Source organism: Histophilus somni (genome assembly GCF_014202395.1).
GTDB lineage: Bacteria > Pseudomonadota > Gammaproteobacteria > Enterobacterales > Pasteurellaceae > Histophilus > Histophilus somni.
The window spans coordinates 54,078-77,854 of the sequence record NZ_JACHGQ010000005.1 but is presented as its reverse complement, the minus strand read 5'-3'; the positions used below and the strand labels follow the sequence as shown (position 1 = coordinate 77,854).

The 23,777-nt window shown below is 37.4% G+C and carries 25 protein-coding genes and 1 tRNA gene; 5 read left to right on the top strand and 21 right to left on the bottom strand.

The features are described 5' to 3' along the window. The 17 genes from HNR69_RS09555 to HNR69_RS04290 form a co-directional block, all read right to left on the bottom strand. Positions 1-426 (bottom strand): tetratricopeptide repeat protein (locus HNR69_RS09555; RefSeq protein ID WP_260156851.1); only part of this gene is annotated, 426 nt, incomplete at its 3' end. Positions 427-447: 21 nt separating this feature from the next. Next, positions 448-711: a hypothetical protein gene (locus tag HNR69_RS04365; RefSeq protein ID WP_012340941.1), complete on the bottom strand. Its 264-nt coding sequence runs from the start codon at positions 709-711 to the stop codon at positions 448-450. A gap of 483 nt (positions 712-1,194) precedes the next feature. Then, on the bottom strand, positions 1,195-2,157 hold the full coding sequence (gene lipA, locus HNR69_RS04360; protein WP_012340950.1) for a lipoyl synthase: 963 nt from the start codon (positions 2,155-2,157) through the stop codon (positions 1,195-1,197). Positions 2,158-2,174: 17 nt separating this feature from the next. Next, positions 2,175-2,831, bottom strand: a complete 657-nt coding sequence (lipB, locus tag HNR69_RS04355; RefSeq protein ID WP_075293646.1) for a lipoyl(octanoyl) transferase LipB — start codon at positions 2,829-2,831, stop codon at positions 2,175-2,177. An 8-nt stretch (positions 2,832-2,839) separates the two neighbouring features. Next, a complete protein-coding gene (ybeD, locus tag HNR69_RS04350) occupies positions 2,840-3,136 on the bottom strand; it encodes a DUF493 family protein YbeD (protein ID WP_011608471.1) in 297 nt (98 codons plus the stop codon). A gap of 55 nt (positions 3,137-3,191) precedes the next feature. Beyond that, entirely contained in the window at positions 3,192-4,373 is a 1,182-nt protein-coding gene (locus HNR69_RS04345) for a serine hydrolase (RefSeq protein ID WP_075293645.1), read from the bottom strand. Between the two features lie 94 nt (positions 4,374-4,467). After that, positions 4,468-5,028, bottom strand: coding sequence for a septal ring lytic transglycosylase RlpA family protein (locus tag HNR69_RS04340; RefSeq protein WP_075293644.1), 561 nt, complete (start codon positions 5,026-5,028; stop codon positions 4,468-4,470). A 42-nt stretch (positions 5,029-5,070) separates the two neighbouring features. Continuing rightward, positions 5,071-6,186 (bottom strand): rod shape-determining protein RodA, encoded by a 1,116-nt coding sequence (rodA, locus tag HNR69_RS04335; protein ID WP_075293643.1) that lies wholly within the window; start codon positions 6,184-6,186, stop codon positions 5,071-5,073. Further along, positions 6,186-8,099, bottom strand: coding sequence for a penicillin-binding protein 2 (gene mrdA / locus HNR69_RS04330; protein WP_075293642.1), 1,914 nt, complete (start codon positions 8,097-8,099; stop codon positions 6,186-6,188). Before mrdA ends, rodA begins: the two co-directional genes overlap by 1 nt. Positions 8,100-8,115: 16 nt before the next feature. Then, positions 8,116-8,583, bottom strand: a complete 468-nt coding sequence (gene rlmH, locus HNR69_RS04325; protein ID WP_012341017.1) for a 23S rRNA (pseudouridine(1915)-N(3))-methyltransferase RlmH — start codon at positions 8,581-8,583, stop codon at positions 8,116-8,118. 3 nt (positions 8,584-8,586) lie between these two features. Beyond that, positions 8,587-8,907, bottom strand: coding sequence for a ribosome silencing factor (gene rsfS / locus HNR69_RS04320; protein WP_075293641.1), 321 nt, complete (start codon positions 8,905-8,907; stop codon positions 8,587-8,589). Between the two features lie 352 nt (positions 8,908-9,259). Beyond that, positions 9,260-10,102: a metal ABC transporter permease gene (locus HNR69_RS04315; protein ID WP_075293640.1), complete on the bottom strand. Its 843-nt coding sequence runs from the start codon at positions 10,100-10,102 to the stop codon at positions 9,260-9,262. Beyond that, positions 10,095-10,985, bottom strand: a complete 891-nt coding sequence (locus HNR69_RS04310; RefSeq protein ID WP_075293639.1) for a metal ABC transporter permease — start codon at positions 10,983-10,985, stop codon at positions 10,095-10,097. Before HNR69_RS04310 ends, HNR69_RS04315 begins: the two co-directional genes overlap by 8 nt. A gap of 4 nt (positions 10,986-10,989) precedes the next feature. Further along, the gene (locus HNR69_RS04305) at positions 10,990-11,748 is read right to left on the bottom strand and encodes a metal ABC transporter ATP-binding protein (protein ID WP_011608481.1); all 759 of its coding nucleotides are present in this window, start codon (positions 11,746-11,748) and stop codon (positions 10,990-10,992) included. A 9-nt stretch (positions 11,749-11,757) separates the two neighbouring features. Then, complete coding sequence (locus HNR69_RS04300) at positions 11,758-12,639, bottom strand: metal ABC transporter substrate-binding protein (protein ID WP_012341045.1); 882 nt, start codon at positions 12,637-12,639, stop codon at positions 11,758-11,760. A gap of 105 nt (positions 12,640-12,744) precedes the next feature. After that, the gene (locus HNR69_RS04295; protein ID WP_075293638.1) at positions 12,745-13,074 is read right to left on the bottom strand and encodes a TusE/DsrC/DsvC family sulfur relay protein; all 330 of its coding nucleotides are present in this window, start codon (positions 13,072-13,074) and stop codon (positions 12,745-12,747) included. A 77-nt stretch (positions 13,075-13,151) separates the two neighbouring features. Beyond that, a complete protein-coding gene (locus tag HNR69_RS04290; RefSeq protein ID WP_075293637.1) occupies positions 13,152-13,814 on the bottom strand; it encodes a Bax inhibitor-1/YccA family protein in 663 nt (220 codons plus the stop codon). Between the two features lie 215 nt (positions 13,815-14,029). Between HNR69_RS04290 and HNR69_RS04285 the strand changes: the two genes are divergently transcribed. Continuing rightward, positions 14,030-14,119, top strand: a tRNA-Ser gene (locus tag HNR69_RS04285). A gap of 102 nt (positions 14,120-14,221) precedes the next feature. Here HNR69_RS04285 and HNR69_RS04280 read toward each other — a convergent pair. The 3 genes from HNR69_RS04280 to glmU all read right to left on the bottom strand — a co-directional run bounded on the left by HNR69_RS04280 (position 14,222) and on the right by glmU (position 17,830). Continuing rightward, positions 14,222-15,751: a YifB family Mg chelatase-like AAA ATPase gene (locus tag HNR69_RS04280; RefSeq protein WP_075293636.1), complete on the bottom strand. Its 1,530-nt coding sequence runs from the start codon at positions 15,749-15,751 to the stop codon at positions 14,222-14,224. A 101-nt stretch (positions 15,752-15,852) separates the two neighbouring features. Continuing rightward, positions 15,853-16,467, bottom strand: a complete 615-nt coding sequence (yihA, locus tag HNR69_RS04275) for a ribosome biogenesis GTP-binding protein YihA/YsxC (RefSeq protein WP_087437236.1) — start codon at positions 16,465-16,467, stop codon at positions 15,853-15,855. A 1-nt stretch (position 16,468) separates the two neighbouring features. Then, a complete protein-coding gene (gene glmU, locus HNR69_RS04270; protein WP_075293634.1) occupies positions 16,469-17,830 on the bottom strand; it encodes a bifunctional UDP-N-acetylglucosamine diphosphorylase/glucosamine-1-phosphate N-acetyltransferase GlmU in 1,362 nt (453 codons plus the stop codon). A gap of 102 nt (positions 17,831-17,932) precedes the next feature. On the opposite strand from glmU, the gene HNR69_RS04265 reads away from it, so the two are divergent. From HNR69_RS04265 to HNR69_RS04250, 4 genes are all read left to right on the top strand, one after another. Further along, positions 17,933-19,054: an anhydro-N-acetylmuramic acid kinase gene (locus HNR69_RS04265; RefSeq protein WP_041605195.1), complete on the top strand. Its 1,122-nt coding sequence runs from the start codon at positions 17,933-17,935 to the stop codon at positions 19,052-19,054. 2 nt (positions 19,055-19,056) lie between these two features. Beyond that, complete coding sequence (gene murQ, locus HNR69_RS04260) at positions 19,057-19,968, top strand: N-acetylmuramic acid 6-phosphate etherase (protein ID WP_012341077.1); 912 nt, start codon at positions 19,057-19,059, stop codon at positions 19,966-19,968. Positions 19,969-20,201: 233 nt separating this feature from the next. Continuing rightward, entirely contained in the window at positions 20,202-20,807 is a 606-nt protein-coding gene (locus HNR69_RS04255) for an NAD(P)H-dependent oxidoreductase (RefSeq protein ID WP_011608490.1), read from the top strand. A gap of 333 nt (positions 20,808-21,140) precedes the next feature. Then, on the top strand, positions 21,141-21,767 hold the full coding sequence (locus tag HNR69_RS04250; RefSeq protein WP_041605197.1) for a hypothetical protein: 627 nt from the start codon (positions 21,141-21,143) through the stop codon (positions 21,765-21,767). Between the two features lie 81 nt (positions 21,768-21,848). Here HNR69_RS04250 and HNR69_RS04245 read toward each other — a convergent pair whose 3' ends face one another. After that, positions 21,849-23,537 (bottom strand): solute:sodium symporter family transporter, encoded by a 1,689-nt coding sequence (locus HNR69_RS04245; RefSeq protein WP_011608492.1) that lies wholly within the window; start codon positions 23,535-23,537, stop codon positions 21,849-21,851. Between the last annotated feature and the right edge of the window lie 240 nt (positions 23,538-23,777).

Below are 23,777 nucleotides of genomic sequence, written 5' to 3'. Positions count from 1 at the left end.
TCCGTTTGCATACATCACGCCGAGATAGAGTTGTACTTCTGCAGCTCCCTGTTCAGCGGCTTTTGTGAACCAATAGACGGCTTGTTGAGAGTTTTGCGTAACACCTAGTCCGTTCGTGTACATAAAGCCGAGCATAGATTGTGCTTTTGCAGCTCCCTGTTCAGCGGCTTTTGTGTACCAATAGACGGCTTGTTGAGAGTTTTGTGTAATACCCTGTCCAAACATATACATTGTGCCGAGCACAGCTTGTGCTTTTGCATTTCCTTTTTCCCCCAGTTGTTTGAGTAAGGGAAAAGCGGCAGAATAATTTTGTTGTTTGTAAAGTTGAGTAGCTCGGTCAAGTTTTTCGCTATTGGTTTCGGCAAGTGCAGATTGGGCAACACCGAAAGAGAGCAAGGCGATAAGTAGGGATTTTTTTAGGTTCATTTTATGTTCCTTATTTGACGATTATTTGAATTCAATACACAAAGTTTGTGGATTGAGAAAACATTTTCTTCCCGTTTCAAGAGGGGTGATTGGATTCAAAATATTTAAATTAGAATCAAATAATTGAGAGCTGCCATTAGCAATCATTTTATTGACGATTTCATCCACCTCTTTTTGTTCATTAGGATTGATGGCTTTTATATTGTCGTAAACATAAGGCGAATCTGAGGTATCTCCAAAAAAATTCTTATAAATATCAACAGTAATTTCAATACGATTTGACATGGTTTTTTCCTCTGATTTGATTTTATATGTGGCGTTCGCTACCTACTATCAAGTAGGTAGGATGTAGAGTATACTTTACATCCTTTGACGTCCTCCCCTAGCTAAAGCAAGGAGATTCCTACCAGCTCCCACAGCAAGCTGTGGGCTACTCTCGGAGGGTTTCTGCTGCTGACCGCCAATGCGATTCACTTCACAGACGCTACGGGCACGTCCTGCCCTGATTATGCCGTCATTGAGAGTCTAAAGCGACCTCTGTTAGCAGTAAGAAGTATATCATATTTATGCCTTATATCCACGCCCTAAAGGACGTGGTTTTACGGCACGATTAGATAAAGGATTGCTAAACCCTTTGCTCGGTGTCGATTGGTCTATTGAGTGTTATTTATACAGCAGTATATTACAAAAAAACTCCGGTTTGAAAACTGGAGTTGTTTAGAGGTATTAGGCAAAAGTATCTAAATATTGATCTGTTATTTGGGAGACTTATTTGACTAGCCCGCCACTTGCTTGTAAGTCAGCATGATACGAAGAACGCACAAAAGGTCCGCAAGCGGCATGCTCAAATCCCATTTTTTCGGCTTTATCACGGAAATCATCAAATTCCTCAGGTGGAACGTATCGGGCAACAGGTAAGTGGTGGCGACTTGGTTGCAAATATTGACCTAGAGTCAACATGGTTACACCGTTATCCCGTAAGTCCTGCATTACCTGTAAAATTTCTTCATTGGTTTCTCCCAAGCCAACCATAATGCCTGATTTGGTAGGGATATGTGGAAAAATGGTTTTAAATTCTTTGAGTAATTTTAACGACCAATTATAGTCCGCACCTGGTCTGATTTCACGATATAAACGAGGTACATTTTCTAAATTATGGTTAAAAACATCAGGGGGATTATCTTTTAATTTTTCTAATGCTTGCTCAATGCGTCCACGAAAATCAGGCACCAAAATTTCAATTTTAATACCCGGATTAAGTTTACGAATTTCTTTAACACATTCAGCAAAATGTCCCGCACCACGATCCGGTAAATCATCACGATCCACTGATGTAATAACGACATAACGTAATTTCATATCTTGAATGGTTTCCGCCAATTTTTTTGGTTCATCCGGATCTGGGGGTAATGGTTTTCCATGGGCAACATCGCAGAATGGACATCGGCGTGTACAAATTGCACCTAAAATCATAAATGTTGCTGTGCCGTGATTGAAGCATTCATGTAAATTTGGACAAGACGCTTCTTCACATACTGAATGTAATCCATGACGACGCATTCCGTTTTTAATACTGTTAATTTTCGCAGAATTTGCAGGAAGCTTGATTTTCATCCATTCAGGTTTTTTTAATAACTCCTGATTTGGATCGATATTTTTAACCGGAATGATTGACGTTTTTGCAGCATCACGATATTTGACACCACGTTCCATTTTAAAAGGGGTTGTCATTAACAGATCCTAATTTGTTAATAAGTTGTTACATCATTATAGCCCAATAATTGCGTAAAGTGTGTAACTAATTTGGGTGCAACTTTATCACATTGAGCTTGTTCAGTGGGTATAAAATCTGCCATTTGGCACATTTCTAAGCCTATATAGCCACAAGGATTGATTTGTCTAAATGGCGATAAATCCATGTTGATATTTAAGGCTAAACCATGGAAAGAGTAGCCTTTACGAATACGTAAACCAAGAGAACAAATTTTTTGTTCATTTACATATACACCGGGGGCATCAGCTTTCGGATAACTTTTAATACCATAATCAGCCAGTGTGCTAACCACTGATTGCTCAAGAGCGGTAACTAATTGACGAACATTAAGTTCACTGCCGTTTGCTTTGTGACGCTTAATATCAATCAGTACATACATAATTTGTTGTCCTAAGCCATGATAGGTAATTTGTCCCCCACGATCGGATTGTACCACAGGAATATCGGTTGGATTGAGCAAATGTTCAGGTTTACCTGCTTGTCCTTGTGTAAAAACAGCCGGATGTTGAACTAACCAAATTTCATCAGCTGTTAGCACATTTCGAGTATCAGTAAATTCTCGCATTTGTTGCCAAACTTGTTGATAATCTTGGATTCCAAGTTGGCGTATAATAAGAGTAGTATCTGTCATTTTCTGTCTTAAAGTACCATGCGTACACCATCAATTTTGGCTAGTTCAGTATAGAGAATTTCTACTTGTTCAATATTTTCCGCAATGATATCTACAGAAATTGAATTATAAGTTCCTTTGCTACTGATATTTTGACGAGGGTTATAATCACCCTTAGCGTATTTTTGCGTTACCATAACTACATCATCAATTAAATCTGCTCGGTTTTTACCAACGACTTTGAAAGTAAAAGAGCAAGGAAACTCCAACAAATCTTTTAATTGTTTTTGTGGAATGTCGTTAAGTTTTACTGTTTTGTCAGTCATAAAATTTCCTTAAAGTGAAAATATGCACGGAAAGTGCGGTCTGATCTTATTGTTTTTAGTTAAACAAACCTTTTACTGTTAATACCAGCCAGTCCCAAAGTTTGCTGAAAAATCCGCCTTCTTGAACTTCAGACATAATTTTTAAGTTTGCACTTGCAATATCACGACCATCTAATTGATAAATAATTTTACCTACAATTTGTCCTTTTGCTAACGGAGCTGTTAACATTTTTTGATTAAGCTCGTATCTTGTTTTAACATCATTCTGGCGACCTTTAGGTAAAGTTATATAAGCATCTTCCAGTACCCCAAGTTGCACTTTGTTTGTATTACCGTAGTAAACTTTTTCTTCTACAATAGATTGGTTTGCCTGTAAAGATTTGAAGGTTTCAAAGTTAGCAAAGCCCCATTGTAACAATTTTTTACTTTCAATTTCACGACCTTTGTGAGTAGCAACGCCCATAACAACTGAAATTAATCGCATATTGTTATTATTTACTGCAGAGGCAACCAAGTTATAACCTGCTTTATTTGTATGTCCTGTTTTCATACCGTCTACTTTGATTGATTTATCCCAAAGTAAACCGTTACGGTTATGTTGCTTAATTTTATTGAAGGTGAATTCTTTTTCAGCATAGATTTTATATTCTTCAGGCAGGTCATGAATAATATGACGCCCAATAATCGCCATATCTCTGGCAGATGAATATTGATTATCATCATCCAATCCATGAACGGTCATAAAGTTTGTATTTTTTAAACCAAATTTAGCAACATATTTATTCATTAGTTCAATAAAATTACGCTCTGAACTTGCTATATGTTCCGCTATTGCCACACAGGCATCATTACCGGATACAATCACTATGCCACGATTTAAATCAGCTACTGATACTTGTTGGTTTAAATTTAAAAACATTTTAGATGAACCGGGAAAATTTTTCCCCCAAGCACTTTCATCAATGGTTACAGTGTCGGTTAAGCTAATTTTACCTTGCTTGATTGCATCACCTACAACATAACTTGTCATCATTTTTGTTAATGAGGCAGGGTGTTGACGCTGATCCGGATTAAAGGCAGCAAGAACTGCACCTGAATGGTAATCCATGAGAATATAGCTTTGTGCACTTAATTCCGGTGAAGCAATGCCATATTGAATATCTTGGGAAAGTGCAGGTAATGAAATTAATCCTGACATCAGTGCAATTTTTGTTTTTTTCATCGCTTTTTGTAACATTTTACATCCTTTAAAAATTATTTCTCATTGTAAGAGATGGTGATAAATTAGTGTAATTGGCGGATTTATTTAACCTATCTTTAAAACCTTATTGCTAAGATTTAATGTTTTTACGTGTTTTAGCCAACGTTTTTGTACCCGGTCCGGAAATTTTTCCATACGCATCAACATATAATGATTCTACCTTTACTTTTGCTATGCCGGCATGAATCATTCCAAGCTCTTTTGCGGCAGCTTCAGATAAATCAATAATTCGTTCTTTGCTAAAAGGCCCTCGGTCATTGATTCTTACGATCACTTTACGATTATTGCGTAAATTAGTTACGACCACATAAGAGTTTAGTGGCAAAGTTTTATGTGCTGCTGTATAGGCATTATTATTAAAAATTTCACCGTTTGCAGTTTTACGTCCATGAAATTTTTTGTGATAAAAACTTGCCATTCCTTTTTGTGAATAATTTTTTGCCTTTTCGTAGGGTAGTGTTGTATATCTAACGCCTTTGACTACGTAAGTATAGGGCTTTTTACTCAGTTTTTGATAGACTGGCTTAGCTCCTTCAATGCCATATAATTTTTTCGTATCCGCCTGTATTGACAGCGAAACTAAAGCCATAAAAAGTGCGGTGCATAATTTAAATATTTTGTTTGACTTCATAGTAATAAGTTTAATATTGATTGTATTATCTAAGATAAATATTTATTTAGTTCCTTTGAAAAAGTTATTTTTATGTGTATGAATGGACATGATCAAACCAAATCCGGCCATTAAGGTAACAAAAGAGGTTCCTCCATAGCTCATTAAAGGTAAAGGTACTCCAACTACAGGTAGAATGCCACTTACCATACCAATATTGACAAATACATAAACAAAGAAAATTAATGTCAATGCACCACTTAAAATTCGTCCAAAAGAATTTTGTGCATTAACACCGATAATTAACCCTCTTGCAACAATAAAGAGATAGATGAGCATCAGTATTGTAAATCCTGTCATACCATATTCTTCACTTAATACAGCAAAAATAAAGTCTGTATGTGGTTCCGGTAGGAATTCAAGTTGCGATTGTGTACCTTGCATCCAACCTTTACCCCAAATCCCCCCCGAACCGATGGCTATTTTTGATTGCATAATGTGGTAGCCAGCACCTAAAGGATCTTTTTCTGGGTCTAAAAGAGTTAAGACTCTTGTGCGTTGGTAATCATGCATTAAATAGAGCCATACAATTGGAGTAAAAGCAGTTAAGCCCACAATAGCAATTAAGATGAACCACCAGTTGATTCCGGCTAAAAATACGACAAAAATCCCGGATGCACTGACTAAAATTGACGTTCCTAAATCTGGCTGAATAGCTACTAATAAAGTCGGCACTATTATTAATAATAAAGCAATAAAAATTTCACTTAATTTAGGTGGAAGAGGACGTTTTCCTAAATATGTTGCAACCATTAATGGTACTGATAATTTAACAATTTCAGAGGGTTGGAAACGAAAAATCCCTAGATCTAACCAACGTTGTGCTCCTTTACTTGTTGTTCCAAAAAGATCCACTAACAGTAGTAAAATTACGCCAATGACAAATCCATAAGGTGCAATACGTTGATAAAACCTTGGTGAAAATTGTGCCATCACAAACATAACAGTAAAACCGAGAGCAACTTGAATAATTCGGTTGCGGAACATTTTTTCATTGCCTCCTACCGCACTATAAAGTACAAGCAATCCATAGGAGGAAATGGTTACTAACCCTAGAAAAAGCCAAAAATCAATATGCAAACGACGCCACAAAATCAGCCAAATATTTTTTTTCTCCATCAACTTTTTCCTTTTTCATTTTGTGATTGTACTTGTGGCAAACGGATATTTAAATAATAGTCCATAATTTTTCGAACAACAGGTCCTGCCTTACTGCTACCACCACCGGCATTTTCCAAAATAACAACAACAACCATTTTGGGATCGTCATAAGGTGCATATCCGATGAACCAGGCATGATCGTGCAATTTATTATCAAGTTCGTTTGCATTGTAAGTTTGATTTTCTTTCAGGCTGAAAACTTGAGCCGTTCCTGATTTTCCTGCAACAGGATAACTGACATCAATAAAAGATTTACGTCCTGTACCATTCGGTGCGTGTATTACATTATACATGCTTTGTTTTATCGTTTCCCAAAATACCGCTTGAGGTTCAGTAATATCTTCGTAAAGACGAGGATCTTGATAGGGTTGCATTTCTGACCCTTCAATTGCTTTCATTAAGTGCGGAGTATTAACCTTGCCATTATTAACTAAAACTGCAGTTGCTTTGGCAACTTGTAATGGGGTGGCTGTCCAATAACCTTGACCAATTCCTACAGAAATAGTATCACCCTGAACCCAAGGTCGTTTGTAGCGTTTTTGTTTCCATTCCCGACTTGGCATAAGTGCGGCGGTTTCTTCTTGAATATCAATACCTGTTGGCACACCAAAACCAAAGCGTTTCATCCACTGAGATAAACGGCTAATGCCCATGTCGTAAGCAAGTTGATAAAAATAAGTATCTGAAGATTCTACTATAGCTTTATTCAAATCGGTGTAGCCGTGCCCTGATTTTTTCCAATCTCTAAAACGTTTGGTGGTATTAGGTAAAATCCAATATCCCGGGTCAAATATCGTAGTATTTGTGGTAATTAAATTTTCTTGCAAGCCAGCGATAGCAACGAAAGGTTTTATCGTTGAAGCCGGTGGATAAGCACCTTGAGTCACACGGCTATACAAAGGGCGATTAGGATCTGTCAGTAATTGCTTGTAATCCGCACTTGAAATACCGCCAACAAAAAGATTGTTATCATAGCTCGGGGTAGAAACCATTGCTAAAATACCGCTATCTTTAGGATCTAACACTACAACTGCTGCACGAAGATTGCCCAATAAATTTGCGATATAACGTTGTAATTCTAAATCAATCGTTAAGTGAATACTTTTTCCGGCAATAGCAGGCTGTTCCCTTAGTTTGCGAATAACCTTACCTCTATTATTCACTTCAACTTCTTCAAATCCTACTTTGCCATGTAAGTCATCTTCATAGTAACGTTCAATACCGAGCTTGCCAATATCATGAGTGCCGGCGTAGTTGGCGTATTTTTCATTTTTCTTTAAACGCTCTACATCTTTTTCATTGATTTTAGCGACATAACCTAGAATATGAGTCAACGGCTCACCATACAAATAGTGGCGTTTAAAGTAAGGCCTAATATCGAGGCTGGGATAGTGATATTGGTTTACTGCAAAGCGTGCGATTTGTTCTTCGCTCAAATCTCCTTTAAGGAGAATTGGCATATATCGGGATGAGCGACGACGTTCCTTTTTAAAGTTCTCAATATCATCATCATTTAAACCAACGATATAGCGTAACTCTTCAAAAGTGCGGTTTAAATCCTCAACTTTTTCCGGCACAATATATAAGCCGAGAAAGGTAATATTTTCCGCTAATAATTTGCCGTAGCGGTCGTAAATTAGTCCTCGAGTTGGTGGCAAAGGAAGTAATTTAATTCGATTTCCGTTAGATCTTGTCTGGTAAGTTTCGTAATTGATAATTTGTAAATAATACAAATTGGTAAATAAAAGTGCTGATAAACCCAATACACCTAGAAAGGCGATAAGAGCACGACGAGCAAAAAGGTTTCTCTCCGCCTTTTTATCTCGGATCGGTGTTTGTAGAGGTTGAGAGAGTAATTTTTTTAAATTCATAAAATATTAACCGCACTTATTCTCGGTGATAAGGATGATTTGTGCTTAACGACCAAGCACGGTATAAACTCTCAGCAACAACGATACGTACCAATGGATGAGGTAAAGTTAAAGGCGAAAGAGACCAACTTTGTTCTGTCGCAGCTTTGCATTCAGGTGATAATCCTTCCGGACCACCAATTAAGAGTGCAACATTTCGACCGTCATGTTTCCATGCTTCTAATTGCTGTGCTAATTGCTCAGTTGTCCAAGGTTTACCGGGAATATCTAAGGTAATAATACGACTTTTCTGACAAGCGGATAACATAGCTTTACCTTCTTGTTCGAGAATACGTTTAATATCCGCATTTTTTCCACGTTTTCCTGCCGGGATTTCTATTAGCTCAAAAGGCATATCTTTGGGAAAACGACGTTGATACTCCTCGAAGCCTTTTGTGACCCAATCAGGCATTTTAGTGCCAACGGCAATTAATTGAATTTTCATAGATTAATAAGTGCGGTCTCCCCAAAGTTTTTCCAGCTGATACATTTCACGACTGTCAGCCTGCATAATGTGTACAATGGCTTGACCAAAATCTATCGCAATCCAATCTGCGGTAGATTTGCCCTCTTCGCCAAAAGTATCAATGCCGGCTTGCTTACTTTCATCAATTAATTTCTGTGCCAAAGAGATTACATGGCGACTTGACGTTCCTGTACATAAAATCATGTGATCGGTAATAGAAGATTTACCTCTAACATCAAGGGCTAAAATATCTGTGCCTTTTAAATCATCTAATTTACTCACTAGAAAATCGACTAAGTTCATTTTTTCTCTTCTCAATTGCTTATGGTTATTTGCTTAAAAGTGTGTAATGTTAGCATGATTTGGGGGAGCTAGGAATATCGTTTGATAGTGTAATTGTATACAAAGAACGCTCTTTTACTTATATAAAAAATTTTTCTATTTATAAATGATTTCTCGGACAGCGATTGGAAGAAATGAGCGTGTGTTTATTATTTAGGTTCACAAAAATCTCTTATGTCAGCCATGCCACATACATTGAAAGCACATCTGCATTGGTTTTCACTAATGTTCTTTATCAAGAAACTGTACCTATTAATGGTACAGTTGTGTTTTGTCAAAAATACAAAGTGATAATGTGTAATTCTAAATTTTTCTAAATATTAACTACACGCATCGCGATATATTTACTATAACCTAAGGCACATAAAAAAAGGCTTGCTTGAAGTAAGATAATACAAGGTCCTGTGGCGACGTTGAAATGAAAACTGAGCAATACGCCAAAAATACCACTGAATACTGCTGTGCAAACGGCAATTAGCATCATATAATCAAAGCGTTTAGCTAAAATATAGCCTGTTATCCCAGGTGTAATGAGCATTGCCACCACTAAAATAACGCCAACAACTTGCATTGCACTGATGATGACTAACGCTAGGATTACCAGTAAACCATAGTGTAAAAATTTGGTGTTAAGTCCTGCAACTCGTGTGTGACTTGGATCAAAACAGTAAAGCAACAAGTCTTTGCGTTTTAAGGCAATCAGGATAAATGCCAGTAATGCAATGCCAATACTTTGCCAAAATTCTTGCTTAATGATACCTAGAATATTTCCGAACAGAATGTGCATTAGATGTTGATCGGTTTCCACTTTGGAAAACAGCACAAAACCGAAAGCAAACATTCCTGAAAAAACAATTCCCATCACTGTGTCTTCTTTGATTCGGCTGTTATCTCTCAAATAACCTACGGAAACTGCACAAAAGATGCCTGCCCAAAATGCCCCAATCGCAATCGGAATTGCTAATACATAGGCAAGAATAATTCCCGGCAATACAGCGTGAGAAATGGCATCACCCATTAGTGACCAGCCTTTAAGTACTAAATAACACGATAAAATCGCACACACTGCCCCAATGATAGGTGCGATGATAATAGCTTGTTGCATAAATGGATACACCAAGGGCTCGGTAAACCACGCTACAATCGTATTAAACATTTGGCTTCTCCTGATTTGCAAGATTTGGTGAGGAAGTCACTGCTTTTTGTGTACTTCGCTTACGTGGAATAAGACCATATTTGGGAGCAAAAAAGAAAGCAAGCAAGAAGATGAACGTTTGCAATGATACAATAAAGCCACCAGTTGCACTGTCTGCGAAATAACTCAAATATGCTCCTAGTGAGCTAGTAGTACCACCGAGTAAAATCGAAATAATCAACAGGCGATCGAAGCGATCGGTGAGCAAATATGCTGTTGCTCCAGGTGTAATCACCATCGCAATTACCAAAATAGCCCCTACTCCTTGTAAGGCGGTTACAATGCATGCACTTAACAAGGTAAAGAATAAAATTTTGAATTTTAAAGGCGATATCCCTACCGCTTTGGCTTGAATTTCATCAAAGAACACAAGCATTAGGTCTTTCCAAAAGAGTAGCAACAATACAAATGATATACCGAGAATAATAGCGACTTGGATCATATCTTCATCGGCAATACCTAAAATATTGCCCAAAACGATAGATTGTACGTTCACGGAAGTGGGATTAATTGAAATAATCAACAATCCGAGAGCGAAGAAAGAGGTGAAAATAAAACCGATTACTGCATCCTCTTTGAGTTTGGTCACGTATTTCACTGCTAAAATGGCAATGGTGGCAAGTAGCCCGGAGAAAAAAGCCCCGACGGCATAAGGTAATGCCAAGGCATAGGCAATAGCAACGCCTGGGACAACGGCGTGGGATAACGCATCACCGATCAGTGACCAACCTTTCAGCATTAAATAAGCGGAAAGAAAAGCACAAACCGCTCCAATGGCACCACTGACCACAATCGCTTTAAACATAAAATCATAAGAAAACGGCTCAAGTAATAGCTCTAACATCGCATTACTCCGCATCTTGAATAAAATGTTGATAACGTAAAACGCCACCAAACACACGAGCTAAATTTTCTTGAGTAAAAGTGCTTTCGATTGATCCAGCAGCGAGTAGTGTACGGTTGATCATCACCGCTTGATCGCAAAAACTTGGCACGGTGCTAAGATTATGCGTTGAAACGAGAACGAGATGACCTTCCTGACGAAGCTGTTTGAGTAACGCAATGATGGCATTTTCTGTGCCAACATCTACACCAGTGAAAGGTTCATCTAATAAAATGATTTGGCTTTCTTGTGCTAATGCACGAGCAAGAAATACTCGTTTTTTTTGCCCTCCAGAAAGCTCGCCGATTTGTCGATCTCGCAAATGAGCAATATTGACTCGCTCCATTGCGTCTAAAACTTTTTTCTTGTCTTGTGCTTTAGGCATACGAAAGAAATTCATATAACCATAACGCCCCATCATTACAACGTCATAAACAGAAACGGGGAACTGCCAATCCACTTCTTCACTTTGCGGTACATAGGCAATTAAGTTTTGTTTTAATGCCCGATTAGCGGGCATGTTACAAATTTCAATTGAACCTTGAGGCTTCACTAAGCCCATAATGCTTTTGAATAAAGTCGATTTTCCACTTCCGTTAATACCGAGCAATGCACAAATCGTACCACCTTCAAGGTGGAAACTCACATCGTGCAACGCCGTATGACCATTACTATAACGAACCGTAATATCTCTGACAGAAAGAGAACTGATGTGAGTTTTCATTCAATTACCTTATTTTTTGAAACCATTCACAATGGTCGAAACAGTTACATTTAATAAGTCGATGTAAGTTGGTACTTTACCATCTTTTGTAGAAAGTGAATCTACATAAAGTACACCACCGTATTTTGCATTGGTTTCTTTAGCCACTTGTTTTGCTGGCTTATCAGAAATGGTGCTTTCGCTGAACACAACAGGGATTTTGTGTTCACGTACTTTTTTGATTACATTTTTGATTTGTTTTGGTGTGCCTTGTTCTTCAGCATTGATTGGCCATAAATAAAGCTCTTTAAAACCGTAGTCGTGAGCTAAATAGCTGAATGCACCTTCACTAGTTACTAACCAACGTTGTGAAGCTGGTACTTTTTCTAACTCAGCACGTAATGGTGCGTCTAAAGCAACGATTTTATCTGCATAGGCTTTTGCATTAGCATTGTAAGTGTCTGCATTTTTAGGATCGTATTTCACTAAAGCTTCACGAATGTTTTCGATGTATACCAAAGCATTTTTGGTTGACATCCAAGCATGTGGATTCGGCATACCTTTGTATGGACCTTCGTAGATAGAAATTGGATCAATCCCTTTAGTTACAACAACAGCTGGTTTATCCTTCACTTGGGTAAAGAAACGCTCGAACCAACGCTCTAAATTCATTCCATTCCAAAGCACCAAATCAGCAGATTGTGCTTTTACGATGTCTTGTGGAGTTGGTTCATAATCATGAATTTCTGCACCCGGCTCAGTGATCGACTCAACAACAGCAGCATCACCGGCAACATTCTGAGCGATATCTTGAATAACAGTAAAAGTAGTAACTACTTTAAATTTTGCGTAACTTGGTAAACTGAATACAGAACCTAAGATTACACCCATAACAATAAGTAAACGTGACATAATTTCTCCTTCGAATTAATATTAGAAACAAATTTGCATTTCAAGCAAACTCGGTCTTGCATAGTACTGCAAAAATAACTTATTGTAAATAGCAATAATTATCAATTAAAGACATTTTATTGGTTTGGGTAAACCAGCTAATTTTGAAGCTTGTTTTGCGGGACCTCCTGGGAATAAACGTTGTATGTAACGACTATTGCCTTTATCTGCACCTAGCTTTTGTCCCAATGCTTTGACTAACATTCTCATTGCTGGTGAGGTTTTATACTCTTGATAAAAATCCCTTACAAAGTTAATAATTTCCCAGTGGGCTTCGGTTAATTCGATATTTTCTGATTTTGCAATGGCTATAGCGACATCTTTATTCCACTGATTCATATCTAATAGATAGCCCTCAACATCAGTTTCAATTTGAACTTGGTTAACACTTAACATATGTTACTATTTTTGTCCTTTTGATATATAAAAAGTAAAAAGCCCCTATTCAAGGGGCATAAAACAAGTTTAATCAATTATTCATCACGGTTGAAAATACCTAGTAAATTGAGCAAGCTGACAAAAAGATTGTAAAGTGAAACATACAAACTAACCGTAGCTCTAATATAATTAGTTTCTCCCCCATGAATGATATTGCTGGTTTCATATAAAATAGCCATAGTTGAGAAAACGATAAATAACGAACTAAATACGATGTGAAAGCCACTCATATTAAAGAAGAAACTTGCTATCATGCCTATAACCAATACGATAAAGAGAGCAAGCATCATGCCGGATAAGAATGACATATCTTTTTTCGTTGTTAGCACATAGGCCGAGCATGTAAAAAATACACTTGCAGTTCCGGCTAGAGCAAGAACAACCAAATCACCTAATCCTGAGCCAACATAATAGCTTAAAATAGGACCTAAAGAATAGCCTAATAACCCTGTTAAAGCGAATGTAGATAAAAGTCCCCAAGCACTGTTTGCTAACATATTATTGAGGAATAATAATCCATAAAAACCTATCAACATGACACCGAAATGAAGTGGAGGGAGATTTAATTGCATTGCACTGAAGGCGACAACAGCAGAAAAGGCCAATGTCAATGCTAATAAAAAGTAGGTGTTACGTAAAACCTTATTTGTTGCCAGTACCGATTCTTCTTTAGTATCAACAATAAAACGAGATTGCATAAAAGCTCCTAGGTTGTAGTTGTAAATAAAAAGTGAAAAGCTATTTATAAGTTAATGGTTAGCAACTTTAATGTCAACATGAATATTTTTCAGAAAAGAGTAACATTGAAGTAAAATTAAGTAAAAATGGATAAATTATCGACTCTTAAACCATAACTGTTATTTTTTTAGTTTACTTCTATTTCTATCTATATTATATTACGCCTCGTCAAGACGGAGGAATGGTCGAGTGGTTGAAGGCACCGGTCTTGAAAACCGGCGAGGGTTTACGCCCTCCGTGAGTTCGAATCTCACTTCCTCCGCCATCAAGTTTTAGCAAGTCGTAAGTTATGCCTCTGAAATCAGTAACTTACGGCTTTTTTATATCAGGTTAATTGTCGTAATAACTTGCTTAAAAATCACCGCACTTATTGGTCTGATAGTTTCCGTAGCAAACGATCCATGGCTCGATAGCTTAATGCTTCAGCTAAGTGGTTTTGTTTGATATCAGAATCTCCGTTTAAATCAGCGATAGTGCGTGCAACTTTTAAAATTCGATGATAAGCACGAACAGATAAACCGAGTCTGGTTAAAGTATTTTCTAAAAATAGTGCATCTTGCTCAGTCAACTTGCAATCTCGCTCAATTTCTTTACCGGTTAAATAAGCATTGACTTTTCCGGCTCTAGCTAGCTGAATTTCTCTGACCCTTAATACTTTTTCTTTAACTTGTGCTGTTGTTTCACCTCGATCTTCGGTATTTTGCAAAGCACCTTGTGGAAGTAAAGGCACTTCGATGGAAAGATCAAAGCGATCTAAAAAAGGACCGGAAAGTCTGTTCAAATAACGCAACACTTGTTGTGGTGAAGTGCGGTTGTGTATACCGGTATAATGTCCCGTTGGACTTGGATTCATCGCAGCCACTAATTGAAAACGTGCCGGAAACTGAATTTTTGCATTCGCACGTGAAATAATTATTTCTCCGCTTTCTAAAGGCTGGCGTAAAGCATCCAGCACTCTCCGTTCAAATTCGGGTAACTCGTCTAAAAATAATACACCGTTATGAGCCAAAGAAATTTCTCCCGGTTTCGGAATTGTTCCTCCTCCGACCAATGCCGGTGATGAGGCACTATGATGAGGTGCACGAAAAGGACGTTGTTTCCAATTTTGAAAATTTAATTCGTTTTGTACTAAACTTGTTACAGAGGCGGTTTCTATTGCCTCTTGATCTGTCATATCCGGTAGCAAGCCAGTTAAACGGCTTGCTAACATGGTTTTACCTGTGCCGGGCGGTCCGAGAAACAACAAATTATGTTGTCCGGCAGCTGCAATCATTAAGGCTCGTTTAGCATGTTGTTGACCAATAATATCCGTCAGATCTTTATTAGATTGAGGTGAAAAATCTACCGCACTTTGCATACATAACGTTGTGGATGAAGGTAGCGAACTGTCGTCATTCAGGAATTGTACGACCTCCAATAAGTTCCGTGCAAAAAATGTTTCCTGTTGCGAAACTAAAGAGGCTTCATTAGCATTTTGTTGTGCAACAATAAGTTGTCGTTTAGATTTTTGCCCTGCCAAAATAGCAGGAATGACACCGTGTACGCCTCTTAGTTCACCTGTTAGAGCTAACTCTGCAACAAATTCAAATTGCTGTAATTTTTTTGCATTAATCTGTTCTGAAGCCGCTAAAATACCGAGTGCAATAGGCAGATCGAAACGCCCGCCTTCTTTTGGTAAATCTGCCGGTGCAAGATTAACTGTAATGCGTTTTGCAGGGTATTTGAATTGAGCATTTAGTAATGCACTACGTACTCGTCCTTGTGCTTCAGTTACTGTTTTTTCCGGCAATCCAACGAGGGTAAAAGCAGGTTTTCCATTACTCAAGTGAACTTCAATTGTCACCAAAGGTGCTTGTACGCCCATTGATGCTCGACTATAAACAACTGCTAATGACATAATTTCTCCCAAATTTTTGAGCTAAAATATAAAAAAAGCAGCGAGTAAACTGTACTTACTCACTGCTTTTTTGCGATCCGGATCGTAAAAGTAAAAAAGTTTTAGCTAAAAAGCGGAGAAAACCACTGATCTAATTTTTCGGATAAGCGTTCGATACCGATTTTATTTTGTGCGGAAAAGGCTTCAACTTGTACATCACCTTGGAAAGGTAAAATCGCTTCTCGAACCATTTTTACTTGCTTACTTCTCGCACTTTGACTCAATTTATCCGCTTTTGTGAGCAATAATAAAACCGGTAAATCTGCGGAAACCGCCCATTCAATCATCTGCTGATCAAGATCTTTTAGAGGATGACGAATGTCCATTAAAATAACCAAACCACCTAAACATTCCCTTTTTTGCAGATACTCACCTAAAGATTTTTGCCACTGAAGTTTCATTTGTTCGGGAACAGCGGCATAGCCATATCCCGGCAGATCTACCAGCTTACAATTGGGTTCTACTTGAAATAAATTGATTAACTGAGTACGTCCTGGTGTTTTTGAAGTTCTTGCTAAATTTTTTTGCTGGGTCAACGCATTAAGTGCGGTAGATTTTCCTGCATTAGATCGTCCTGCAAAAGCAATCTCAATCCCACTATCCTCAGGCAATACCTTGATATTCGGTGCACTCATTAAAAAATGGGTTTTATGATAATTTAATTTTATGTTTGTCATTTTATTTTCGCTTAGGTCGTTGCCAATTGGAAATATGGCGTTGTGGAACACGAGTAATAACCAACTCATTTTCTTGTACATCTTTGGTGACGGTTGTTCCTGCACCAATCGTTGCACCGCTTGCAATTGTTAGTGGTGCAACTAGCTGACTATCGGAACCGACAAAAACGTTATCGCCAATCAATGTCTTAAATTTATTGGCACCGTCATAATTACAAGTAATAACACCGGCACCGATATTACAATGATGTCCAACCTCAGCATCGCCAATATAAGTGAGATGATTTACTTTAGATCCTTTGCCGATTTGTGCTTTTTTAATCTCAACGAAGTTACCCACATGAGTATCTTCATTCAATTTTGCACCCGGACGTAATCTTGAGAATGGTCCAATTTTGGCATTATTACCCACAATGGCATCTTCAATCACAGAATAAGGTTTTATTTCCACATTATCTGCAATCGTACAATTTTTCAGTACACAACCTGCCCCAATAAACACATTATTGCCTAATCGTACCGTTCCTTCGATAATTACATTTATATCAATTTCCACATCTTTACCATGAGTTAATTCACCACGCAAATCAAAACGTGCAGGATCAGCGAAAGTAACACCTGCAAGTAACAATTTTTCTACTTGCTTACGTTGATAATGACGTTCTAAATTAGCTAATTGTAAACGGTTATTTACTCCCTCTACTTCCATAAGATCTTTAGCTTGTACCGCTACAACTTTGAAGCCATCTTGATTGGCAAGTTCTATTACATCTGTCATGTAATATTCACCTTGTGCATTATTATTATCTAAACGAGCTAGCCATTTACGGAAACTTGCACCGTCCGATACCATAACGCCTGTATTCACTTCCGTAATTTTTAGCTGCTCAGGATTAGCGTCTTTCTGTTCAACAATTGCCGTTACTGTACCGTTTTCTCGAATCACTCGCCCATAACCTGTAGGATTGTCTAAATTAACGGTCAAAAGTGCGATACCATTTTCCGGTTTTTGTGAAATTAAACACTCAAGGGTTTCCTTGCTAATTAAAGGTACATCACCATATAACATCACAATATTTTCGTCATCTTGGAAAAAAGGCACTGCTTGTTGCATTGCATGCCCTGTACCTAATTGTTCAGATTGGAATACCCAGTTTACAGGTTCATCAGCCAAATGTTGTTTTAGTAGATCAGCACCATGTCCATAAATTAAATGAATTTGTGCCGCACTTAATTTTTTGGCGGTATCAATCACATGTTTAACCATCGGTTTACCTGCAATTTTGTGCAATACTTTAGGTAAATCCGAATACATGCGAGTTCCTTTACCGGCGGCAAGAATAACAACGCTTAATTTGTTCATGATAAATTTTCTCTTTGTCATAATAATCGATGTATTTTAGCGTAAAACACATGAAAAAATAATATAATGTTATTATGTTTAGCAAACATACGTTCTTCTTTTATGCAAAAAAATAATCACTATTATATTGGAATTATGTCCGGTACAAGTTTAGACGGTGTTGATATAGCCTTAATGGATTTTAATCAAAGACCGCCCAAGCTACTTGCAAGCCATTGTTTCTCTATGCCGGAAAATTTACGCCAACAACTCACCGCACTTTTAAAAAACGGAGAAATTGGCTTACAGCAATTAGGCGAGTTGGATCATCAACTGGGATTACTTTACGCAAACTCGGTACAACGTTTCTTAGCACAAAATCAAATGACCGCTGATAGTATTCAAGCCATCGGTTGTCATGGACAAACGATTTGGCATTCACCCCAAGGTCAATATCCTTTCACTATGCAAATTGGCGATGCTAACCTGATTAGTGTACTGACAGGAATTACGACTATCGCTGATTTTCGTCGCAAAGATATGGCTCATGGTGGACAAGGTGCACCTTTGTCCCCTGCATTTCATCAAGCCTTATTTGCACAACCCGATCGCATTACGGTAGTGTTAAATATTGGCGGTATCAGTAATATTTCTTGTTTAATTCCGGAACAAGAAGTTATTGGTTATGATACCGGTGTAGGTAATGCTTTGATGGATAGTTGGATTGAACAACATTTAGGGGTGCCTTTCGACCAAGACGGTGAATGGGCAAAGAGCGGTAGTGTTCACCAAGATTTGCTAAAAGATTTATTGGACGAACCTTTTTTTCAACAACTTCCCCCTAAAAGTACCGGACGGGAATTATTTAATTTGGCGTGGTTGAACAAAAAACTGAAAAAACATACCGCACTTTCTGCACAAGATGTACAGGCAACGTTGCTGGAATTTACGGTACAATGCACGGTGCAAGAGCTGGTTAAACTCACTAATCCGAACCATTTGCCTTGTTTGTTGTTGGTTTGTGGCGGTGGTGCAAAAAACAGACAACTAATGGCTCGTTTACAAGCCTGTTTACCGCAATGGCACGTAGCAACAACTACAGAGCATGGTTTATCGGTTGATTATGTTGAAGCCGCCGCTTTTGCTTGGTTAGCGTATCAGCGTATAAATCATTTACCCTCTAATTTACCAAGTGTAACCGGTGCTAAAAGTGCGGTCAGTCTTGGCGTTATTTATCCGAAATAATCATGAATAAACAAAATTTAATTAATCAGTTCGCTCAACTAATTACCGAGCAACCCAATCCACTCTCAGTAAATTTGGATCAAATGTCTGCACTTGAAATTGTACAATTGATGAATAAAGAAGATCAGCAAGTTCCACTCGTCATAGCAAAAGCACTTCCGGAAATTGCCGTTGTAGTGGAAAAAATCGTTGCTGCTTTTCGTCAAGGTGGACGCTTAGTGTATCTTGGAGCGGGGACAAGTGGGCGTTTAGGCGTTTTAGATGCCTCTGAATGTCCCCCAACCTTTGGTGTTAATCATGAAATGGTAAAAGGCATTATTGCCGGAGGAGAACAGGCTATCCGTTATCCTGTGGAAGGCGCTGAGGATAATCAACAAGCGGCAATAGTAGATCTGCAAGCAATCCAATTATGTTCAAAAGATATTTTAGTGGGTATTGCTGCGAGCGGTCGTACACCTTATGTCATCAGTGGATTAAAATATGCCAAAGAGATAGGGAGCTTTACCGTTGCAATCGCAAGCAATCCACAAAGTGCTATGGCAAAAATTGCCGATATTGGCATCGAAACTATTGTCGGACCTGAGATTTTAACCGGTTCAAGTCGCCTGAAATCCGGTACGGCACAAAAATTGGTGCTGAATATGCTAACCACTGCGAGTATGGTTTTACTTGGGAAATGTTATCAAAACCTTATGGTTGATGTACAAGCAAGCAATGAAAAACTCGTTGATCGAGCGACAAGAATTATTATGCAAGCAACCGGTTGTGAACGAGCGAAAGCAGAGCAAACGCTAACACAAGCAGATAATAATGCAAAACTGGCTATCTTAATGATTTTAATGGATTTAGATAAGCAAAGTGCGGTGGATTTATTAGCGAAAAATCAAGATAAATTACGCCAAACGTTAGACTGATTTTTCACCACTACTTTTCTACTAACAAGGCTGTCAGTACATTTGAGAGATGAGAGAGTTTGTAAAAAATAGGCGGAGAAGATAAAATAAAGCGGTTCGAAACTGTAGATTAAATCTAACTAGTTAATATTGTTCATAAATATTAATATTCAGTTTATAAACAAACATTCGGACATGAATTGCAAGCTGGATATGTATAGTTTGCAACTGAAATATGATCTCAAGGAGGTTAAATGTCTTTATTAAATATCATTAAATCGTTTTTCTCATCTAAAAAGGAGCAAGCCATGCCGAATATTCTCGTCATTTCAGGTCATTCAAATTTACAGCAATCCACTGCCAACAGTGCTATTTTAGGTGAATTGGCAAATAACCTTCCAAATGCAGAAATTCGTAAATTAGATGAGCTTTATCCCGATTTCAATATCAACATCGAAGCTGAACAAGCGGCATTATTAAAAGCCGATATTATCATTTGGCAATTTCCGGTGAACTGGTACCATTTCCCAGCGATTATGCAAAAATGGTTATCTGATGTGTTCACTTATGGTTTTGCTTATGGTTCTGAGCAAAAATTAACTGGTAAAAAATTGTATATTTCTTGTACTACAGCAAGTCCGGAAGAAGCCTATCAACACGATGGTGCACAAAAACACACCATTGAAGAATTTAGTTATGCTTATCAGCAAACTGCCGCACTTTGTGGTTTAGAATTTTGCGGTATTATTCATTCTGGCAATATGCTTTATATTCCGGGTATGAATACAGAGGAAGATAAAGAAAATGTAATTGCAAAAGCAAAACAACATGCTGAACGTCTAGTAAGTGCGGTTAAATAACACATCATGTTAATAGACAAAAGGGACATAATGTTTTATGTCCCTTCCTTGAGTCAAAATAACGATAACACTTCATCATCACATCTTTTTTAAAATCTCAATTTTTTCTGTATTTTTTTGAAAATCTATATCGTATAATGCTCAGTCGGTTTAACGATAACATTAAACTATGTAAACATTACAAACATTATTTTTTCTAAATAAGGGGTCTCTTATGAGATACAAATTATCTTTAGTACTTTTATCAATGCTGCCCGCACTTTCCCATGCGGGGGGGGTAATTTCAACTTTTACGGCAAAGCGGGAATTGATTTAACCTCTCGATTTGAAACGATGAAAATAACGGAAAATCACGATAGTGATAGAGGTTTTAAATTATCAATTCCGGCAAGTTCAAGACAAAACACTTTCTCACCCAGTATCTTCTTTGAAACGACTTACAATATTTTACCGCAAACGGAAATTGGTCTCGGACTAGGCTATATCAAACGAAAAGGCTTTGACCATATTGCAATTTGGCCTGTCGAGGGTAGTTCTTTATATAACCCCCAAGGACAGTTTCATCTGAAAGAAACCTATAGAGTAAATCGTTATGCTTCCCTGCCAATTTATTTTATTTTGAAACAAAATTATGCCTTAAATGCAAATACAAAATTTTATCTAAAGGGCGATTTAGGGTATTCAATTAATAAAATTCGTAAAACAGTATATACTCTCTATGAGGATTTATCCTTGGGTAGTAGCACAGGTTACAAAAAAGACAGAGATTTTATTAGTAATAATAAATCTAGAAGCGGTCTTTACTTAGGTTTAGGTTTGGGGATTGAATATAAATCTTTCTTAGTAGATATTGGATATTATCATACTCATTCAAAAATCACTTACAAAGAGCAAGGAAGTTACGTATCAACACCCTATAACAACGATGCAATACGCTTAACGCTTGGCTTTAAATTCTAAAAAATAAAAAATTAACGGTCATAAAATAGATGTTTTATGACCGTTAAACATATTCGTTAATAATGTAATGCTAAAAAAACATCAATTATTTTCTTTAAGTCTAAATTGTTGATTACGGTGTTGCACAAATGAGTAGATGAAATACAATACTGTCGCTGCACCGAAACAGTAATAACCGATCCACACTGCCGGCAACACGTCTTTTGCCATGAAAATATACAGAGAAATTGAAATAAATGTGATGACTAAAGAAACAGCTTTTGCATAAGCCCAAGGTTGAATATCCACTTGCTTAGTGTATTCTTCGTTGTATGGTGTTTCCATTGGCATGATGCGACCGATAATTAGCATTACTACTACATTCACAACAAATAAGATAGCGATTAAGTGGAAAAAATGGATCTCAACTTTAATCACAAATTTACATAGGATATAAGCTACCATACCAAATACTAAACCGAATTTAGCCGCAATCGCAGGGACACGTTTTGTCAGTAAACCAACCACCACAACACTCAAAATTGGGGCATTAAAAATACCTTGTAATTCTTGTATTAAGAAGAATAAACCATCCGGTGCATTGGCTACTAATGGTGCAACAATCATTGCCATAATCGCTAAACCTGTACCGACCCATTTACCCACGCTAACTAATTTCATATCGCTTGCATGAGGATTAATTTGTGTTTTATATACATTGCGGGAAAATAAAGTTACCGATGAGTTTAAGGCACTATTAAAGGTGGATAAAACTGCCCCAACAACAACTGCCGCAAAGAAGCCGACTAACGCATCTGGTAAGACTAAATGAACTAAATTAGGATAAGCCTGATCTGGAATATCTAATTTACCTTGGTAAATATGATAAGCAATGATACCGGGTAAAATGATTAATAAAGGTCCCAGTAGTTTTAAAAATGCACATAAAAGAACACCTTTTTGTCCCTCTTTTAAACTTTTCGCACCTAACGCACGCTGAATAATGGATTGGTTTGTACACCAAAAGAATAAATTAGAAATAATCATTCCTGTGAATAATGTTGAGAAAGGAACAACAGAATTATCGTCACCAATAGAATTAAATTTATCAGGGTTTGTTTCGTAAATGGTTTTTAAACCATGCCAAGCATTACCATCTCCCACATAAGCTAAACCTAAAACAGCCACTAAAATTCCACCGACCAATAACCCGATACCATTAATAGTATCAGATACAGCAACCGCTTTGAGTCCACCGAAAATTGCATAGACTGATCCGAGTATTCCGATTCCCCATACCATAATCCAAATTGCCGTAGTCTTATCAATGTTGAAGACGGTAGAGACATCAAAGAGACTTTCTAATGCAAGTGCACCTGTATAAAGCACGATCGGCAACAATGAAATAACATAGCAACCGAGGAACAATAAAGAGGTGATTAATAATGTTCCTTTGTCAAAACGTTTTTCTAAAAATTCTGGAATAGTTGCAATGCCAAGTTTTAAATACTTAGGTAAGAAGTAAAGTGCAAACATTGCAATTGTAATTGCCGCTAAAACTTCCCATGCCATTACGATAAAACCTTCACGATAAGCCAAACCGTTTAGACCCACTAAATGCTCGGTAGAAAGGTTAGTTAATAACATAGATCCTGCAATAAACGTTGCTGTCAACGACCGTCCGGCTAAATAGTAGCCTTCAGAGTTGCTAAGATCGTCTTTTCTGGTGTACCACCAAGCAAGCACAGCAACAAGGGCTGTAAATCCTATAAATGAGATAAGAGATAGCATAGAAATTCCTTATATGAATGAGTGTTTCTATCATTGTTGTAAACAACACATCGATAAGGTCGAATGGTGACCTTTCTTGAAATATATATTTCAAAAATTATTAAATCAAATATTTTTGTTTCATTTTGTTACAGAGATCAAACTTTTTAGTGAAAAACTATCAGAAAATAACCAAGAAAATTTTATTTTTAAGACTTGTAAACCCAATATGACATTTTGGTCTATATCTCAAGAAACAAA

Bases quoted from the DNA above. Each gene is read 5' to 3' on its own strand.
- HNR69_RS04365 (WP_012340941.1), bottom strand. From the start codon at position 711: ATGTCAAATCGTATTGAAATTACTGTTGATATTTATAAGAATTTTTTT.
- lipA (WP_012340950.1), bottom strand. From the start codon at position 2,157: ATGACAACCCCTTTTAAAATGGAACGTGGTGTCAAATATCGTGATGCT.
- lipB (WP_075293646.1), bottom strand. From the start codon at position 2,831: ATGACAGATACTACTCTTATTATACGCCAACTTGGAATCCAAGATTAT.
- ybeD (WP_011608471.1), bottom strand. From the start codon at position 3,136: ATGACTGACAAAACAGTAAAACTTAACGACATTCCACAAAAACAATTA.
- HNR69_RS04345 (WP_075293645.1), bottom strand. From the start codon at position 4,373: ATGTTACAAAAAGCGATGAAAAAAACAAAAATTGCACTGATGTCAGGA.
- HNR69_RS04340 (WP_075293644.1), bottom strand. From the start codon at position 5,028: ATGAAGTCAAACAAAATATTTAAATTATGCACCGCACTTTTTATGGCT.
- rodA (WP_075293643.1), bottom strand. From the start codon at position 6,186: ATGGAGAAAAAAAATATTTGGCTGATTTTGTGGCGTCGTTTGCATATT.
- mrdA (WP_075293642.1), bottom strand. From the start codon at position 8,099: ATGAATTTAAAAAAATTACTCTCTCAACCTCTACAAACACCGATCCGA.
- rlmH (WP_012341017.1), bottom strand. From the start codon at position 8,583: ATGAAAATTCAATTAATTGCCGTTGGCACTAAAATGCCTGATTGGGTC.
- rsfS (WP_075293641.1), bottom strand. From the start codon at position 8,907: ATGAACTTAGTCGATTTTCTAGTGAGTAAATTAGATGATTTAAAAGGC.
- HNR69_RS04315 (WP_075293640.1), bottom strand. From the start codon at position 10,102: ATGTTTAATACGATTGTAGCGTGGTTTACCGAGCCCTTGGTGTATCCA.
- HNR69_RS04310 (WP_075293639.1), bottom strand. From the start codon at position 10,985: ATGTTAGAGCTATTACTTGAGCCGTTTTCTTATGATTTTATGTTTAAA.
- HNR69_RS04305 (WP_011608481.1), bottom strand. From the start codon at position 11,748: ATGAAAACTCACATCAGTTCTCTTTCTGTCAGAGATATTACGGTTCGT.
- HNR69_RS04300 (WP_012341045.1), bottom strand. From the start codon at position 12,639: ATGTCACGTTTACTTATTGTTATGGGTGTAATCTTAGGTTCTGTATTC.
- HNR69_RS04295 (WP_075293638.1), bottom strand. From the start codon at position 13,074: ATGTTAAGTGTTAACCAAGTTCAAATTGAAACTGATGTTGAGGGCTAT.
- HNR69_RS04290 (WP_075293637.1), bottom strand. From the start codon at position 13,814: ATGCAATCTCGTTTTATTGTTGATACTAAAGAAGAATCGGTACTGGCA.
- HNR69_RS04280 (WP_075293636.1), bottom strand. From the start codon at position 15,751: ATGTCATTAGCAGTTGTTTATAGTCGAGCATCAATGGGCGTACAAGCA.
- yihA (WP_087437236.1), bottom strand. From the start codon at position 16,467: ATGACAAACATAAAATTAAATTATCATAAAACCCATTTTTTAATGAGT.
- glmU (WP_075293634.1), bottom strand. From the start codon at position 17,830: ATGAACAAATTAAGCGTTGTTATTCTTGCCGCCGGTAAAGGAACTCGC.
- HNR69_RS04265 (WP_041605195.1), top strand. From the start codon at position 17,933: ATGCAAAAAAATAATCACTATTATATTGGAATTATGTCCGGTACAAGT.
- murQ (WP_012341077.1), top strand. From the start codon at position 19,057: ATGAATAAACAAAATTTAATTAATCAGTTCGCTCAACTAATTACCGAG.
- HNR69_RS04255 (WP_011608490.1), top strand. From the start codon at position 20,202: ATGTCTTTATTAAATATCATTAAATCGTTTTTCTCATCTAAAAAGGAG.
- HNR69_RS04250 (WP_041605197.1), top strand. From the start codon at position 21,141: ATGAAAATAACGGAAAATCACGATAGTGATAGAGGTTTTAAATTATCA.
- HNR69_RS04245 (WP_011608492.1), bottom strand. From the start codon at position 23,537: ATGCTATCTCTTATCTCATTTATAGGATTTACAGCCCTTGTTGCTGTG.